This window comes from Prochlorococcus sp. MIT 0603 (assembly GCF_000760215.1).
GTDB lineage: Bacteria > Cyanobacteriota > Cyanobacteriia > PCC-6307 > Cyanobiaceae > Prochlorococcus_E.
This window is the reverse complement of record NZ_JNAW01000004.1, coordinates 146,401-163,850: the sequence shown is the minus strand read 5'-3', so window position 1 is coordinate 163,850 and position 17,450 is coordinate 146,401. Positions and strand designations below refer to the sequence as shown.

At 39.2% G+C, this 17,450-nt stretch carries 15 protein-coding genes; 14 read left to right on the top strand and 1 reads right to left on the bottom strand.

All coding sequences use genetic code 11. The features are described 5' to 3' along the window. The first annotated feature begins 103 nt into the window (after nt 1–103). From rpoB to EV07_RS07825, 12 genes are all read left to right on the top strand, one after another. Entirely contained in the window at nt 104–3,394 is a 3,291-nt protein-coding gene (gene rpoB / locus EV07_RS07875) for a DNA-directed RNA polymerase subunit beta (RefSeq protein WP_036919767.1), read from the top strand. Between the two features lie 50 nt (nt 3,395–3,444). Continuing rightward, nucleotides 3,445–5,349, top strand: a complete 1,905-nt coding sequence (locus EV07_RS07870) for a DNA-directed RNA polymerase subunit gamma (protein WP_036919216.1) — start codon at nt 3,445–3,447, stop codon at nt 5,347–5,349. 44 nt (nt 5,350–5,393) lie between these two features. Further along, the gene (locus EV07_RS07865; RefSeq protein ID WP_036919214.1) at nt 5,394–9,500 is read left to right on the top strand and encodes a DNA-directed RNA polymerase subunit beta'; all 4,107 of its coding nucleotides are present in this window, start codon (nt 5,394–5,396) and stop codon (nt 9,498–9,500) included. Nucleotides 9,501–9,537: 37 nt separating this feature from the next. Beyond that, nucleotides 9,538–9,690 (top strand): high light inducible protein, encoded by a 153-nt coding sequence (locus EV07_RS07860; RefSeq protein WP_036919212.1) that lies wholly within the window; start codon nt 9,538–9,540, stop codon nt 9,688–9,690. Between the two features lie 11 nt (nt 9,691–9,701). Continuing rightward, the gene (gene rlmN, locus EV07_RS07855) at nt 9,702–10,757 is read left to right on the top strand and encodes a 23S rRNA (adenine(2503)-C(2))-methyltransferase RlmN (protein ID WP_036919211.1); all 1,056 of its coding nucleotides are present in this window, start codon (nt 9,702–9,704) and stop codon (nt 10,755–10,757) included. 39 nt (nt 10,758–10,796) lie between these two features. Beyond that, nucleotides 10,797–12,551, top strand: a complete 1,755-nt coding sequence (locus tag EV07_RS07850; RefSeq protein ID WP_036919209.1) for a sodium:solute symporter family protein — start codon at nt 10,797–10,799, stop codon at nt 12,549–12,551. 60 nt (nt 12,552–12,611) lie between these two features. Next, nucleotides 12,612–12,737 carry a hypothetical protein gene (locus EV07_RS10155; RefSeq protein ID WP_275040936.1) on the top strand — a complete coding sequence of 42 codons (126 nt, stop codon included), beginning with the start codon at nt 12,612–12,614 and terminating at the stop codon, nt 12,735–12,737. 34 nt (nt 12,738–12,771) lie between these two features. Continuing rightward, on the top strand, nt 12,772–13,581 hold the full coding sequence (locus tag EV07_RS07845; RefSeq protein WP_036919207.1) for a HEAT repeat domain-containing protein: 810 nt from the start codon (nt 12,772–12,774) through the stop codon (nt 13,579–13,581). 87 nt (nt 13,582–13,668) lie between these two features. Next, nucleotides 13,669–13,881: a DUF2997 domain-containing protein gene (locus EV07_RS07840; protein ID WP_036919205.1), complete on the top strand. Its 213-nt coding sequence runs from the start codon at nt 13,669–13,671 to the stop codon at nt 13,879–13,881. Then, on the top strand, nt 13,881–14,273 hold the full coding sequence (locus tag EV07_RS07835) for a DUF1257 domain-containing protein (RefSeq protein ID WP_036919203.1): 393 nt from the start codon (nt 13,881–13,883) through the stop codon (nt 14,271–14,273). The genes EV07_RS07840 and EV07_RS07835 overlap by 1 nt, the downstream gene beginning before the upstream one ends. A 12-nt stretch (nt 14,274–14,285) precedes the next feature. Next, nucleotides 14,286–14,645, top strand: coding sequence for a ferredoxin (locus EV07_RS07830; RefSeq protein WP_036919201.1), 360 nt, complete (start codon nt 14,286–14,288; stop codon nt 14,643–14,645). A gap of 30 nt (nt 14,646–14,675) precedes the next feature. Then, nucleotides 14,676–15,890 (top strand): aldo/keto reductase, encoded by a 1,215-nt coding sequence (locus tag EV07_RS07825; protein ID WP_036919199.1) that lies wholly within the window; start codon nt 14,676–14,678, stop codon nt 15,888–15,890. Here the strand turns inward: EV07_RS07825 and rsmG are convergent. Beyond that, the gene (gene rsmG, locus EV07_RS07820; protein WP_036919196.1) at nt 15,887–16,630 is read right to left on the bottom strand and encodes a 16S rRNA (guanine(527)-N(7))-methyltransferase RsmG; all 744 of its coding nucleotides are present in this window, start codon (nt 16,628–16,630) and stop codon (nt 15,887–15,889) included. The genes EV07_RS07825 and rsmG overlap by 4 nt on opposite strands. 72 nt (nt 16,631–16,702) lie before the next feature. Here rsmG and EV07_RS07815 point away from each other — a divergent pair, with 72 nt between their 5' ends. Both EV07_RS07815 and EV07_RS07810 read left to right on the top strand, forming a co-directional pair. Further along, a complete protein-coding gene (locus EV07_RS07815) occupies nt 16,703–17,137 on the top strand; it encodes a J domain-containing protein (protein WP_052051468.1) in 435 nt (144 codons plus the stop codon). 46 nt (nt 17,138–17,183) lie between these two features. Next, entirely contained in the window at nt 17,184–17,450 is a 267-nt protein-coding gene (locus tag EV07_RS07810) for a DUF3143 domain-containing protein (RefSeq protein ID WP_036919190.1), read from the top strand.

Sequence of the window (17,450 nt, the reverse complement as noted above, 5' to 3'; positions counted from 1 at the left end):
ATTGAGTTAAGTGTTTCTTCTCAATGATTCAATATTAATTCATTTGAAATGGTTGCAGTCCCAAGATGATCAGTTCCTTCTTTTATCCGCAGTAGGTTCTCGAATGAGTAGAAGTGCGATTCAGGTCGCTAAGACCGCTACATACCTGCCCGATTTGGTTGAGGTGCAGCGGTCCAGCTTTAAATGGTTTCTAGAGAAAGGTTTAATCGAGGAGTTGGAGAGCTTCTCCCCGATTACAGATTACACAGGAAAGCTGGAGCTTCATTTTGTTGGGAGTGAATATAGGCTCAAACGTCCAAAGCATGATGTAGAAGAAGCAAAAAGAAGAGATGCAACTTTTGCTTCACAAATGTATGTCACATGTCGATTGGTTAATAAAGAAACAGGAGAAATAAAAGAGCAAGAGGTTTTCATTGGCGAACTGCCCTTAATGACTGAAAGAGGAACTTTTATTATTAATGGAGCAGAAAGAGTTATTGTTAATCAAATTGTAAGAAGTCCTGGGGTATATTTTAAAGATGAGCAAGATAAAAATGGCCGTAGAACATATAATGCAAGTGTTATTCCTAATCGCGGAGCCTGGCTAAAATTTGAAACTGATAAGAATGATCTTCTTCATGTACGTGTAGATAAAACTAGAAAAATAAATGCCCATGTACTTATGAGGGCAATGGGTCTATCAGATAATGATGTAATTGATAAATTGAGACATCCAGAATATTATCAAAAGTCTATAGCTGCTGCAGATGATGAAGGAATTAGTTCCGAAGACCAAGCCCTTTTGGAACTCTATAAGAAATTGAGACCAGGCGAGCCTCCTTCAGTTAGTGGTGGACAGCAATTGCTCCAAAGTAGATTTTTTGATCCTAAACGTTATGACCTGGGCAGAGTTGGAAGGTATAAAATAAATAAAAAACTAAGATTAACTATACCTACTTCAGTAAGAACACTTACACATGAAGATGTTCTTTCTACACTTGATTATTTAATAAATCTTGAACTGGATGTTGGAGGTGCAACTTTAGACGATATAGATCATTTAGGAAATCGCAGAGTAAGGTCAGTTGGTGAATTGCTTCAGAATCAGGTCCGAGTGGGACTTAATCGTTTGGAAAGAATTATTAAAGAAAGAATGACGGTAGGAGAGACTGACTCATTAACACCTGCTCAACTAGTTAATCCGAAGCCTTTAGTTGCTGCAATAAAAGAATTCTTTGGATCTAGTCAACTTAGTCAGTTTATGGATCAAACGAATCCTTTAGCTGAATTGACTCACAAACGAAGAATATCTGCTTTAGGACCTGGTGGCTTGACTCGAGAAAGAGCTGGTTTTGCTGTGAGAGATATTCATCCTTCTCACTATGGTCGATTATGTCCTATTGAAACTCCAGAAGGCCCTAATGCAGGATTAATCAACTCTTTAGCAACTCATGCTCGAGTTAATTCATATGGTTTTATTGAAACACCATTTTGGAAAGTTGATGAAGGCCGAGTAATTAAAGAAGGTGATCCAATTTATCTTTCTGCAGATTTAGAAGATGAATGCAGAGTTGCCCCTGGTGATGTTGCCACAGATAAAGAAGGAAAGATTCTTGCTGATTTGATACCTGTCAGATATCGCCAGGACTTTGAAAAGGTCCCTCCTGAGCAAGTTGATTATGTGCAACTTTCTCCAGTACAAGTCATTTCAGTTGCAACATCCCTTATCCCATTTGTTGAACATGATGATGCAAACAGAGCTTTGATGGGATCGAATATGCAACGACAGGCTGTCCCACTTTTGAGACCTGAGAGGCCATTAGTAGGAACCGGTTTAGAAACACAGGTTGCAAGAGACTCAGGTATGGTTCCTATATCACAAGTAAATGGAAATGTTACTTATGTAGATGCTAATTCCATTATTGTTACTGATGAAGAAGGTGGAGAACATATCCATGATTTACAGAAATACCAAAGGTCAAATCAGGATACTTGTCTTAATCAAAGACCTATAGTTAGCAATGGCGACAATGTAATTATTGGTCAAGTTTTAGCAGATGGGTCTGCATGTGAAGGGGGTGAAATTGCATTAGGTCAAAATGTTTTGATTGCCTATATGCCTTGGGAAGGATATAACTATGAAGATGCAATTTTGGTTAGTGAGAGATTAGTCAAAGATGATCTTTATACATCAGTTCATATTGAAAAATATGAAATTGAGGCCCGGCAAACAAAATTAGGACCTGAAGAGATAACAAGGGAAATACCTAATATTGCTGAGGATAGCTTAGGTAATCTTGATGAGATGGGTATTATTCGAGTAGGAGCTTTTGTAGAAAGTGGAGATATTCTTGTAGGTAAAGTTACACCTAAAGGAGAATCTGATCAGCCGCCTGAGGAAAAACTTTTGCGGGCAATTTTTGGAGAAAAAGCAAGAGATGTCAGAGATAATTCTTTAAGAGTTCCTAGCACCGAAAAAGGTCGTGTTGTTGATGTAAGAATATATACACGTGAGCAAGGGGATGAGCTGCCGCCTGGAGCAAATATGGTTGTCCGAGTTTATGTGGCACAACGTCGAAAGATTCAAGTAGGTGACAAGATGGCTGGTCGCCATGGAAACAAGGGAATTATTAGTCGCATATTGCCAAGGGAAGATATGCCTTATTTGCCTGATGGTACGCCTGTAGATATCGTTCTTAATCCTCTTGGGGTGCCAAGTAGGATGAATGTGGGACAAGTTTTTGAACTCTTAATGGGATGGGCGGCATCTCATTTGAACTGCAGAGTGAAGGTTGTACCTTTCGATGAAATGTACGGAGCAGAGAAATCCTATGAAACTGTTCAACTTTATTTAAAAGAAGCAGCTAAGCAGCCTGGTAAAGAATGGGTCTTTAATCCAGATGATCCAGGGAAACTCTTGCTAAGGGATGGGCGAACGGGTGAGCCTTTTGATCAACCAGTAGCAGTTGGATACTCTCATTTCCTCAAGTTGGTTCATTTAGTAGATGACAAGATTCATGCCCGTTCAACAGGTCCATATTCTTTAGTTACTCAACAGCCACTTGGTGGCAAGGCTCAGCAAGGAGGTCAGAGGTTAGGAGAGATGGAGGTTTGGGCGTTAGAGGCTTATGGTGCTGCATATACGCTGCAAGAACTTCTTACAGTTAAATCCGATGACATGCAAGGTAGAAATGAGGCTCTAAATGCAATAGTGAAAGGCAAACCTATCCCTAGGCCAGGGACTCCTGAGTCATTTAAGGTGTTAATGAGAGAACTTCAATCATTAGGTTTGGATATTGGTGTCTATACAGAAGAAGGTAAAGAAGTTGATTTAATGCAAGATGTCAATCCTCGTAGGAGTACTCCAAGTAGGCCAACTTACGAATCATTAGGTTCAGATTATCAAGAGGATTAATATCCTTCTCTTTCCCTCTGCATGCTTTCAATCAAAACTATTTATTTGCCATGACTAACAGCAATTTAAGGACCGAGAATCATTTTGATTATGTCAAAATCACTCTAGCTTCTCCTGAGAGAGTCATGTCTTGGGGGCAACGCACTCTCCCTAATGGACAAGTTGTTGGTGAAGTTACAAAGCCAGAAACTATTAACTACAGAACTCTAAAGCCAGAAATGGATGGCTTGTTCTGTGAGAAGATCTTTGGCCCCTCAAAGGATTGGGAGTGCCATTGTGGAAAATATAAAAGGGTTAGGCATCGTGGGATTGTCTGTGAGAGGTGTGGAGTTGAAGTGACAGAGAGCCGGGTGCGCCGGCATAGGATGGGTTTCATAAACTTGGCTGCCCCTGTATCTCATGTTTGGTACTTAAAAGGGATACCTAGTTATGTTGCTATATTGCTTGACATGCCTCTACGCGATGTTGAGCAGATAGTTTACTTTAATTGCTATGTAGTTTTAGATGAAGGCGATTATAAAGATCTTAAATATAAACAGTTGCTAACTGAAGATGAATGGCTAGAGGTGGAAGATGAGATTTATGCAGAAGACTCTACTATTGAAAATGAACCAGTCGTTGGGATAGGTGCAGAAGCTTTAAAGCAATTATTAGAAGATCTTGATTTGAAAGAGGTTGCTGATCAGCTTAGAGAGGAAATTAGTTCTAGTAAGGGACAAAAAAGAGCAAAGCTTATAAAAAGGCTTAGGGTCATAGATAATTTTATTGCAACTAATGCCCGACCTGAATGGATGGTATTGGACGCAATACCAGTTATTCCACCAGACTTGAGGCCTATGGTCCAATTAGATGGTGGAAGATTTGCTACATCTGATTTAAATGATTTGTATAGAAGAGTGATAAATAGAAATAACCGTTTAGCTAGGTTGCAAGAGATTCTTGCTCCTGAGATTATTGTTAGAAATGAAAAGAGAATGCTACAGGAAGCTGTAGATGCTCTAGTTGATAATGGAAGGAGAGGAAGAACTGTAGTAGGTGCAAATAATCGTGCATTGAAATCCTTGAGTGACATTATTGAGGGGAAACAAGGGCGCTTTAGACAAAACCTTCTTGGTAAGAGAGTGGATTATTCAGGACGCTCAGTCATAGTCGTTGGGCCTAAATTGAAGATGCATCAATGCGGTTTACCTAAGGAGATGGCAATAGAACTTTTTCAACCTTTTGTAATTCATCGATTAATACGTCAGAACATTGTTAATAACATCAAGGCTGCAAAAAAATTGATTCAACGAGCAGATGATGAAGTCATGCAGGTTTTGCAAGAATGTATAGAAGGTCATCCGATTTTATTGAACCGGGCACCAACTTTGCACCGTTTAGGTATTCAAGCTTTTGAACCGAAGCTTGTCGCAGGAAGGGCAATTCAGCTGCACCCCTTGGTTTGTCCAGCATTTAACGCAGACTTTGATGGAGACCAAATGGCAGTTCATGTGCCTTTAGCTATAGAGGCACAAACTGAAGCAAGAATGCTAATGCTTGCCAGTAATAACATCCTTTCTCCTGCTACAGGGGAACCAATTGTTACGCCTTCACAAGATATGGTTCTTGGCTCATATTATCTAACTGCGCTTCAACCTGGTGCTTCAAAGCCGACCTTTGGGGATCAATCTAAAACTTATGCTGGACTTGAAGATGTAATCCATGCTTTTGAAGATAAACGAATTAATCTGCATGATTGGGTATGGGTTAGGTTTAACGGAGAAGTAGAGGATGATGATGAACTTAGTTCCCCTATAGAGACAACAACGCTTGAAGATGGTTCAAAAATAGAACAATGGAATTTTCGACGAGATCGATTCGATGAGGGAGGTTCTTTGATTAGTCGCTTTATTCTTACAACCGTAGGAAGGGTTGTTATGAACCACACTATTATTGATGCTGTGGCCTCAGCTTGAACTTTTATTCATTACTTTTAAAAAACACCGATTAGCTATTAACAATGACTTCTACTTCTCCCAAACCTCGCAAGTCCTCAGCCAAACGCAGAAAAGCTTCTAAGAAAAAGTCAGCGAAGCTCAATGACATTACACCACTTTCCCTCACTCCTCCATCATTTCGTAATTGTGTAGTTGATAAAAAGACCCTTAAGCAATTAGTTGCATGGACATATAAAAATCATGGTACTGCTGTTACTTCTGCAATGGCAGATAATCTAAAGGACTTGGGGTTTAAATATGCGACACAGGCTGCAGTCTCTATATCGGTAGACGATTTGAAAGTACCAGAAGCTAAACAAGATTTATTGGGTCAAGCAGAGGAGCAAATTACTGCCACTGAAGAATGTTATCGACTCGGTGAAATCACTGAGGTAGAGCGTCATACGAAGGTAATAGATACATGGACTGAAACTAACGAGAGATTAGTCGATGCTGTTAAAAAGAATTTTAATCAAAACGACCCGTTGAATTCAGTGTGGATGATGGCTAACTCTGGAGCCAGAGGGAATATGTCTCAAGTTCGTCAGCTGGTAGGCATGAGAGGTCTTATGGCTAATCCACAAGGTGAAATTATAGATTTACCAATTCGAACTAATTTCAGGGAGGGACTTACTGTTACCGAATATGTAATTTCTTCTTATGGTGCTCGTAAAGGACTTGTTGATACTGCCTTGAGAACAGCAGATTCAGGTTATTTGACAAGACGTTTAGTGGATGTTGCTCAAGATGTAATTGTAAGAGAGGAAGATTGTGGCACTGTTCGAGCGATTCTTGTTAAGGCAGAAGACGGTCGATTTGGGAGCCGTCTCGTTGGACGATTGAGTGCTGAGGATATTCGTGATAGTGAAGATGCTTTGCTTGTTAAACGAGATCAAGCTATTGATCCAGAGCTTTCTCGTAATATTGAAAAAGCAAAAATTGATGGCGTAATGGTGCGTTCACCGCTTACTTGTGAGGCGTCACGATCTGTTTGTCGTAAATGTTATGGATGGGCTCTTGCTCATAATCAATTAGTTGATCTAGGAGAAGCTGTTGGAATTATTGCTGCACAGTCAATTGGCGAACCAGGTACTCAATTGACAATGAGAACTTTCCATACTGGGGGAGTTTCTACAGCGGAAACTGGAGTAGTTCGTTCTCATATCTCAGGCAAAGTTGAATTTGGGCCTAAAGCACGTATTCGTGGCTATAGGACACCTCATGGAGTTGAAGCTCAGCAGGCAGAACTTGATTTCTTGTTAACCATTCATCCAACTGAAAAAGGCAAGGCTCAAAAAATAGAGATATCTAGTGGATCATTGCTCTTTGTAGAGAATGGTCAAGAGATTGATTCTGATGTGACCGTTGCTCAAATAGCTACCGGTGCAGTCAAGAAGAGCGTGGAAAAAGCTACTAAGGATGTGATTTGTGATTTAGCTGGTCAAGTTCGTTATGAAGAAGTTATTCAGCCTAAAGAAGTTACTGATAGACAAGGGAATGTAACTCTCAAGGCCCAAAGGCTTGGTAGGCTTTGGGTTTTAGCAGGTGATGTATACAACCTCCCACCCAATGCAAAACCTGTTGTTAAAACGAACATTAAGGTTCACGAAGGACAGGTTTTAGCTGAGGCTAGCCAGTCCAGTGAATTTGGAGGTGAAGTACGCCTTCGCGATTCTATTGGAGACTCCAGAGAAGTACAGATCGTTACAACGTCTATGACTTTGAAGGATTTTAAATTACTTGAAGAGTCAAATCATTCAGGGGAGATATGGAATCTTGAAGCACAAGATGAAACGCGTTATCGATTGAACTCTATTCCTGGAAGTAAGATTAGTCATTCTGAAATTATTGCCGAATTATCTGATGATCGCTTTAAGACTAAGACAGGTGGTTTAGTCAAATATGCCCCAGGTCTAACTATTAAGAAAGCTAGATCGGCAAAGAATGGCTTCGAAGTTAGCAATGGAGGTTCTTTGTTGTGGGTGCCTCAAGAAACTCATGAAATTAATAAGGATATCTCCTTGTTAATGATTCAAGATCGTCAGTGGATTGAAGCTGGTACAGAAGTTGTTAAGGATATTTTTAGCCAAACGGCAGGAATAGTCACTGTTACACAAAAAAATGACATTCTTAGAGAAATTATTGTTAGAAGTGGTCAGTTTCATGCTTCTACGGATACGAAGGCGTTAGATCGTTTCAGTGATGAAGGCCAAATGGTTAATCCTGGCGAGACAATTGCAAAAGGCTTAAAAGCTGATTCAATGGTATTTGTTCAGACGGTTGAGACAAGTGAAGGCAAAGGATTTTTGTTAAGGCCAGTTGAAGAATTCACAATACCTGATGAAGCTCAATTACCAGAGCTTATACACGTTAAACAATCTAAAGGACCTTCTTTAGGATTGAGGGCTACTCAAAGGCTTGGATTTAAAGATGGTGAACTAATAAAATCTGTAGAGGGTGTTGAATTATTGAAAACTCAATTAATTTTAGAAACATTTGACACGACACCTCAGATGACTGTTGATGTTGAGGAAACAGTTGATGAAAAAGACAAAACAATCAAAAGATTAAGATTGGTAATTCTTGAAAGTATTTTGGTCAGACGAGATACAATCTCAGATTCTAGTCATGGCTCTACGCATACAGAATTACAAATTAAAGATCAGCAACTTGTTGAAGCTGGAGATGTTGTTGCTACAACACAAATTCTGTGCAAGGAGAAGGGTATTGTTCAATTGCCAGAGATGCATGAGGGAGAGCCTATTAGACGACTTATAGTTGAACGTCAAGAAGATACAATTGCTATTAAATCTCATTCCAAACCACTTGTAAAAGTTGGACAACGAGTTATAGATGGTGATTTGCTTTCTAAGGATCAGCCAATTAATTCTTGCGGTGAAATTGAGGCAGTGAAGGATGACAAAGTTACCCTCAGATTAGGAAGACCATATATGGTTTCACCTGATTCTGTCCTTCACGTTAAAAATGGTGATTTAGTTCAGAGAGGAGATGGCTTGGCTTTATTAGTTTTTGAAAGACAGAAAACTGGAGATATTGTGCAGGGATTGCCAAGAATTGAAGAGTTACTTGAGGCACGTAGGCCCAGAGAGTCGGCAATTCTATGCAAAAGGAGGGGAGTTGTAGAAATAAGTCAAGAGACTGATGATGAGACTGTAGTAGTCAAGGTCATTGAAAGCGATGATGCCATTGAGGAATATCCAATTCTTTTTGGAAAGAATGTCATGGTTAGCCATTCTCAAGAAGTTAGTGCAGGTGAACTTCTTACAGATGGTCCAATTAATCCTCATGAATTATTAGAATGTTTCTTTGGAGATCTTCGAGATAGAAAGCCTCTAATGGAGGCAGCTCAAGAGTCAATAGCAAAACTTCAACATCAGTTGGTAACCGAAGTTCAGAATGTTTATAAATCTCAGGGCGTCTCGATTGACGATAAACATATTGAGGTTATTGTGCGACAGATGACTAGTAAAGTTCGCATTGAAGATGCTGGAGACACAACGCTTTTACCCGGGGAGTTGATTGAGATTCGACAAGTAGAAGATACTAATCAAGCAATTTCTATTACTGGTGGAGCACCAGCTGAATTCACACCGGTTCTCTTGGGTATTACCAAAGCATCTTTAAATACAGATAGCTTTATTTCGGCCGCTTCATTCCAAGAAACTACTCGTGTTCTTACTGAAGCAGCCATTGAAGGTAAATCGGATTGGTTGAGGGGATTAAAAGAGAATGTAATTATCGGTAGATTAATTCCTGCAGGAACAGGCTTTAGTGGTTTTGTTGAGGAGCTAAGAGCAGAAGCCGGACCTCATCCAGATATTTTGGCGGAAGATCCAGCAGGTTATAGGCGAATACAAAATCTTCGACCTGACTATACAGTTGAAATGCCTGCATCCCCAGCTGCTGCAAACTTAACATCTGTATTAATGGATGACCCTAGCGATGAGGATTTAGAGGCAACTCGCAGTCGTCATGGGATTGACCCTTCAACTAGTAACTTTGCTGCATTTGTTCGTCCTAGTGGTGATGATCAGTCACCTGAAGATCAAATGCCAGACCCTGCCGCTTTGGAAGGCTTGCAAGAAGAAGGATTACTCTCGGATGAATAATGGCGGTTATTTTTACCACATCTATGAGGAGGCTTAAATGCTAGAACCAAAGATTGTTCCAAAGCGCAAATTACCTAAGTATGGATTTCATACCCATATAGAAAATTTAAATGGAAGATGGGCGATGATTGGATTCGTTGCATTGCTTTTACTTGAATACAAATTAGGTCATGGAATTCTTGTGAGGTAAGTATTTCATAATTGGAAAGTAACACAGTTGATTTACTCGGGTTAAATCTGACCCAACTTGAAAATTTGGCTGTAGATAATGGTGAATCTTCTTTCAGAGGACGGCAACTCTATCAATGGCTATATCAAAGAGGCATACGAAATATTGAGGATATAACTGTCTTGCCTAAGTCTTGGAGGGAGTCCTTGATTAATAAAGGCTTTAATGTTGGAGCCCTGAAAGAAGTGAATCGCCTTAGATCTAATGATCGCACTATAAAGCTATTACTTTCTACTTCTGATAATCAAACTATTGAGACAGTTGGCATCCCTACAGAGAAACGTTTGACTGTCTGTGTATCCAGTCAAATTGGTTGCTCAATGAGTTGTAAGTTTTGTGCTACTGGCAAAGGAGGACTTCAACGCTCATTGAAAGTGAACGAAATAGTAGACCAGTTTTTTGCAGTTAGTACAGCTTTTGAAAGACGTCCTTCTCACGTTGTTTTTATGGGCATGGGTGAACCTCTTTTAAATGTTGAAGCAGTTTTATCTTCTATTAGGTGTATAAATGAAGATCTAGGCATTGGCCAACGCAGAATAACTGTAAGCACTGTGGGTGTTAGGAATGTCTTGCCACAGCTAGGGGAAAAGGCTATTGATTTACTTGGTAGTGCGCAATTCACTCTTGCGTTAAGCTTACATGCACCAAACCAACAGTTGCGCCAGACATTAATACCATCTGCAAATGCTTACCCCATCAAATCTCTAATGGAAGATTGTCAACATTATATAGACATAACAGGTAGGCGAGTGAGTTTTGAATATATATTACTGGGATTTTTGAATGATCATATTGAACATGCGGAAGAGCTGGCTGATCTTGTTGGTGGTTTTCAGAGCCATGTAAATCTTATTGCCTATAATCCGATCGACGGAGAAACATTTAAACGTCCTGGTAATGATCGTGTTCGAAGTTTTATGCAAATCCTAGAGAAAAGAGGAATTGCTGTTAGCTTGCGTAGAAGTCGAGGTCTTGATAAAAACGCAGCATGTGGACAACTGAGACGTTTTAATGCGGAAATGTCATAGAAACGGTTTAAATAGAATTATTCAAAATGATAAATCTTAATGTCATTAATAGATTGGTTGATTCTATTTATTTATTTATTAGCCTCAGTTTCTTTGGGTCTGTTTTTAGCACGTAGAAATAGGAATGAGGATGATTATTTTGTTGCTGGGCGAAGTCTGACTGGTTGGCTTGCAGGGGCTTCTATGGCAGCAACGACATTCTCTATAGACACCCCTCTTTATGTTGCAGGTCTTGTTGGTACAAGAGGCCTTGCTGGTAATTGGGAGTGGTGGAGCTTTGGGTTAGCCCATGTTGCCATGACAGTTATTTTTGCACCAATGTGGAGACGAAGTGGAGTCTTGACTGATGCAGCATTTACAGAATTACGTTATGGAGGTTCTGTAGCAGCTTTATTAAGAGGGACTAAAGCATTTTTGCTTGCGATCCCCATCAACTGTATAGGGATTGGATATGCATTCTTAGCACTAAAAAAAGTAGCAGAAGCTCTTGAAATAGTCGATGGACATCAAATCTATGGATTTGTTAGTGACACATTGCTACTGCTTTTTGTTGTTGCTCTCTTCATGCTTATATACACAGTCTTAGGCGGATTGTGGGCGGTTGTTGTTAATGACTTTGTCCAGTTAGTACTTGCATTACTTGGTGCTTTTGCTCTTGCATTTGCTGTTATTCGAGCCTCTGGGGGAATGTCTCAAATGTTATCTAGTTTGCAAGAACTTGACAGACCTGAACTTTTGTCATTTTTTCCATGGGTCTGGACTGAAGATGGTTTTCAATGGATTGGACGCGCAGGAATAAGCACTGCTACTTTTACTGCATTTCTTTCTCTTCAATGGTGGAGCTTTCGTAGGAGTGATGGAGGTGGAGAGTTTATTCAACGTTTGCTTGCTACTAAAGACGAGCATCAAGCGGAATTAGCAGGATGGATATTTCTTGTTGTGAATTATCTCTTACGAAGTTGGTTATGGATTGTTGTAGGTCTTGCTGCACTTATTCTTTTGCCATCTCAACAGGATTGGGAGTTAAGCTATCCGAAGCTGGCAATTGATTATCTTCCGCCAATAATTCTAGGGATTGTTGTAGTGTCTTTGGTCGCTGCTTTTATGAGTACTGTAAGTACATCTTTGAATTGGGGTTCTAGTTATTTAACACATGATCTTTATCAGAGATTTTTAAGACCTCAGGCAAGTCATCAGGAACTATTGTTAGTTGGTCAAGGAACGTGTTTATTGCTTTTAAGCATTGGAATAATTACTGCATTATTTAGTGAAAGTATTGGCGCAATATTTCGGTTGGTTATAGCTATGGGTACAGGACCAGGAGTTGTTCTCGTTTTAAGATGGTTTTGGTGGCGCATTAATGCAGCAGCTGAGTTAGCTGCAATGATATGTGGCTTTTTTATTGGATTTACAACATCTGTTGTACCTCTTCTTCGTATTGATGATTATGGTATCAAGCTTATGTTTACAACTGTAATCACAGCAATAGTCTGGTTAATTGCTTTGTGGATAACACCTCCTGAAAGCGAAGAAGTATTAGAGGGGTTTGTTCGTCTTGTAAGACCTCCGGGGCCTGGTTGGGAGCATTTGCGAAAACGCTTTGGAGTTACTCCAGTGCACTCTTTGCAGAATTTGATAATGCGTTTCATGTTGAGTGTTGGAGTATTGTTTGGATTACTTTTTGCAACTGGTGGTTTCTTATTGCATCAGCAAATAACAGCCTGGCTAGGCTTATCATGTGCTGTTTTGTCTTTCTTAGTAATGAAAAGAAATTTCTTCAAAAGATCTTTTTGATTGTATTAATGTTTATTCTTTTTAGACTTTGAAGCAAGATGATTCAAAAAGATTTTTCCATTGAGCTTTTTACGAACAACAATTCTACCTCTAATCATAGTCTCTCTCTTTGGTTTAGCGTTATTCGCTGTAACTGCACGTATTTGGTTGCCAGGAGATATGCTTGCACCTGCGCCTCATGGGTAAATCAGAGGTTGCTTACTCTGGTTAATATCTGAATATGAAACAAGAGAGATTCAAATCAGCTGATGAGGGACTAAAAAGTCTTGCGATTGATCCTGATATTCTTGCAAAAGAGTTGGCAGCTGAACTACAGGGTGACCCCCTAGATGATATTGAACTTGAAGCATTTAATTCAGATGGAAGCCAGGTTTCCAATGAATGCCAATTGGGCTTGAAATGGTTACAGCAGGGGAAAGAAGAATGTTTGCAGGGATTGAGGGTTTTTTGTGAGCATAGAGATGAAAGAGCCCTTCCATACTTAATACCCTTATTGAAAGAATCTTGCCCAGTATTGAGAATGAGCGCTGTATATGCATTAGGTAGAAATCCATCTCCTCAAGCAGTCGAGAGTCTCCTTGCTTTATTACAGTCAGATGCAAATGCTTACGTAAGAAAGGCTGCTGCATGGAGTTTAGGTAATTATTCAGGTTTCCCAGTAATGGAGCCATTAATTACGGCTTTGCATAATGATGTTGCGGCCGTGAGATTATGGGCTGCCAGCTCTCTAGCTGAAGTTGGGGCCTCCTCTATTGAACAAGCACAAATTGTAGTGTCAGAGCTTCTTCTTGGATTACGAATTGATCAAGAACCACTGGTTCGCAGTAATTGTATTTGGTCACTAGGGCGTTTATATGAAAAATTATCAGAGCATTTAAAAACTGAACTAAGTGAAGGCCTTTTCCTTGTTTTAGTTCATGATCTAGAACCTTCAGTCAGATATGAGGCGAGAATTGCTTTGGAACAAATAAAAAACCCAGAGGTAGTTTCCAGGCTGAAAAGTCTTATGGAAAATGGCGTTTTATTGTAATTTTTGATTGTTAATGTTTACTTGTATCAATTGTGTACACTTTTTGGCTCAGTTTTATATATCATTTAAATCATTTAATTTCCCTTAATGCCTAATCGAACCCTTAAATTTAAGATTCGACAAGATGGCTTGGTTGAAGAGACCGTTGAGGGAGTGATTGGTCAGGACTGTTATCAGTTGACCAAAAAGCTTGAGGCTGCTTTAGGCAGTGTTGAGCAGACTGAGTTGACTTCTGAGGCTTATAACAGTTCCTCAGCAGTTCAGTCACAGCTAACTCCAGAGCAAATTCAAATCATCTGATGTCTCATTTTAGTACCGTCAAAACTCAGCTACGTAAAAAAGAGCCTCTTCTTCAGGCTTTGATTCAATTAGGCTATGTTCCTGAACAAGGTCAACAACATGTTCGTGGTTATCGTGGCCAAACTGTTCAGGCGGAATTGAAAGTTAAAATGACTAAAGGAGGCGATATTGGTTTTAGATGGAATCAAAATACAAAGGCTTATGAGCTTGTAACTGATTTAGATCTTTGGAAGGAAACAATTCCTGTTGATCGCTTTTTATCGAAGCTAACTCAGCAATATGCATTGAGCACCGTACTTTCAGCTACCGCGGAAGAAGGGTTTGAAGTGACTGAAAGAAAAAATAATCTTGATGGGTCGATTGAGTTAGTTGTTACACGCTGGGACTCTTAATTTATTAGTCTATTGACTAATGACCCTGTATTAGCTTTTCAAGTAAAAGCATTAAACGAAACCCAAAAGAATGGGAAAGAACCCGTTCTGGGAGGGCAGCTACGTTCAAAAGCAGTCTGGGTTGATGAATCTTTATGCATAGGTTGTACATATTGCAGTTGTGTTGCCACTAATACTTTTGCAATGGAGCCAGTAAATGGCAGGGCTAGAGCATTTCGCCAAGATGGAGATAGTACTCAGTTAATTCAAGAAGCAATAGATACTTGTCCAGTAAACTGTATTGATTGGGTTGGATTTGAAGACTTAGATAATCTAAAGCGTAAATTGAAAGAAACTCCCATTCGATCTCTTGGCTTACCACCATTAAGGTGAGATTTGTTTTTTTTTTTGAAGTAGTAAAAAATGTTTAGTGATGTTAACTCAGTACCGACTCGCCGTTTTGGACGAACAGAAATAAATATGCCTATTTTGTCGATAGGAGGGATGCGCTTTCAGCAGAGTTGGAAGGATTTGGCTCCAGAGGATATTCTGGATAATAGTCAAACTAACCTAGAGGAAATATTGCAATTTGCAGCTAAGAACGGATTCCACCATTTAGAGACTGCAAGACATTACGGTACTTCAGAATTGCAGCTTGGTTGGGGGAAGAGGAGGATTATTGATTGTAAACGAATTATTCAAACTAAAATTCCACCAAGAGAAGACCCCACTGAATTTGAAGAAGAACTTCAAGTAAGTTTCTCCAACTTGCAATGCAAAAAGCTACATCTTCTTGCGATACATGGATTAAATCTTCCTGAGCATCTTGAGCAAACTTTGCGTCCTGGTGGATGCATGGATGTTGTTAGGAGATGGCAGAATAAAGGGCTTATCGATCATGTTGGATTTTCTACTCATGGAGAGACTGATCTTATTGTTAAGGCTATTGAGACAAATGAGTTTGATTATGTAAATCTTCATTGGTATTTTATTTTTCAGGATAATGAGCCAGCTTTGTCGGCTGCTGCGAAATATGATTTAGGTGTTTTTGTTATTAGCCCTACTGATAAGGGAGGCCATTTACATAGTCCTTCAGATAAATTATTGGAACTATGCTTACCTCTTCATCCCATTGTTTTTAATGATTTATTTTGTTTGAGTGACCACAGAGTACATACTTTAAGTGTTGGGATATCAAGTATTCAAGATTTTAATCTTCACCTTCAGGCCGTAAATTTATTTGACCAGAGACATTGCTTCTTGCCAGAGATTACAAAACGTCTTAGTAATGCCGCTAATGCGTCACTTGGTGAAGAATGGATGAACACATGGAAGGATGGATTGCCTAGTTGGAAGCAAACGCCTGGGCACATTAATATCCCTGTTTTGATGTGGTTGTATACCCTTTACAAATCTTGGGATATGGACGCTTATGTGCAGGCACGTTATGGCTTGCTAGGAAATGGTAGTCATTGGTTCCCAGGTGCCAACTCTAATTGCTTAGATGGCGAAGTCAGTGAAGATTCCATAAGACTAGTACTTCGATTAAGTCCTTGGCCTAATAAAATCATTGAAAGACTTCGTGAACTTAGAGAAAGATATAAAGGGAGTTCCTTAACTCCTTTGTCTTCAAATTAGTTGTTTAAAGGTTTTTTAGTAGGTATACCTATTGCCCTTGGATATTCGGGTGGACATTTATTTTTGCATCTTAGAAATATGACATGTCTGATACCTTTATCTTGAGGTAACTCGAAACTTTTAACTTCCTGCATTTCCCCATGAAGTTTGGAAAGTGCTGCTTTTAATTCAAATTGCTCATTGTTACCCCATTTACCTTTGTAGATGATCCCTTGTCCACTTTGATTTAAAAGTGGGATTAAATACTCAGCTAATACAGGACCTTTAGCCACTGCTCTGGCTAAAGCTAAATCAAAGCTACTTCTAAAAGTTAGGTTTTGGCCTGTAACTTCTATGCGTTCGGTGCGAATATTTACTCTGTCTATTAAACCTAGTTCCTTAACGATTGTTTCTATGGCATTTGTTTTTTTCAATATGGAATCTACTAATGTTACAGACGAGTTTTTTAGAGCTATTGCAAGGGCTAAGCCTGGAAGTCCGCAGCCTGTTCCTACATCAATTATTTTCACAGCTTCTTCTTGTCTTAGAAGCATTTCCTTGATTGGCCAAAGGCTGTCAAGGATTTGACATACCCAAAAATCGTTACCTTCTATCAGACGAGTTAAATTAACTTGTTTATTCCATTTTTTCAGCAATAACTGCAGTTTGCTAAGTTGCTCTAGTTGTTGCTTAGAAGGTTGCCATCCTAGATGAGCCCAGATTTCATTTTCTAATTTTTTAAATTCAGTTTGTTTCAGCATAGTTTTAAGTAATGTTTATATAGAATTGGGATGTAAAAATCCTCAGATCTTTTTGAGATCGACTTCTTGATTGTGACTAGAAGTTATTACAAAATCTTGGGAGTTCCTCACAGTGCTGATTTGCATAGTATTAAGAAGGCATTTCATGGTTTAAGTAAGGTTTTGCATCCAGACATTACATTGCTCCCAGTTGATGAAGCGTCAGAACAATTTCGTGAAGTATGTGAAGCTTATGAAATACTTTCTGATCCTATTAGGAGAAAGTTATATGACCATACTTTAAAAGATTCAACGTTAACTAATGAAGTTTTTGATAAGAGCTATCAGATGAATAAAAGTGTTTCTATTAAAACAGTTATTAATACTGGTAATAGAAGACCACTTTCTGGTGGGGAATTGTTTTCTTTGATGCTGCTATGTCTTGCATTGGGCATTAGTCTAATATTGGGAATTACCTTTGCAATTGTTAATGGGAAAGCATTATATATAAACCCAAGTTGGCTATAAATATTAGACATTGTTCCCTTAAGTATTACTTCATGCTTGATTTGTAATGACGACTCTCCCCCCTGCAAGCACACCATTGAACCAACATTCTTTAGTTGCTTTAGAACTTTGGTTACGCACCCTTGGAGCCGAACAAAACACTCAAAATCCATGTCTTTGGATATGGAAGAAGTCTCAATGGTCAGCTGAGATAATGATTCAACAAGATGAGTTGACAATAGTATGGAGTGATAGTGGTATGAAAAGTCAATTTAGCTTTCCATATGGCTTGCCTCGACAAGATATTGAAGCAGCTTTAAAACATGGCCCTTGA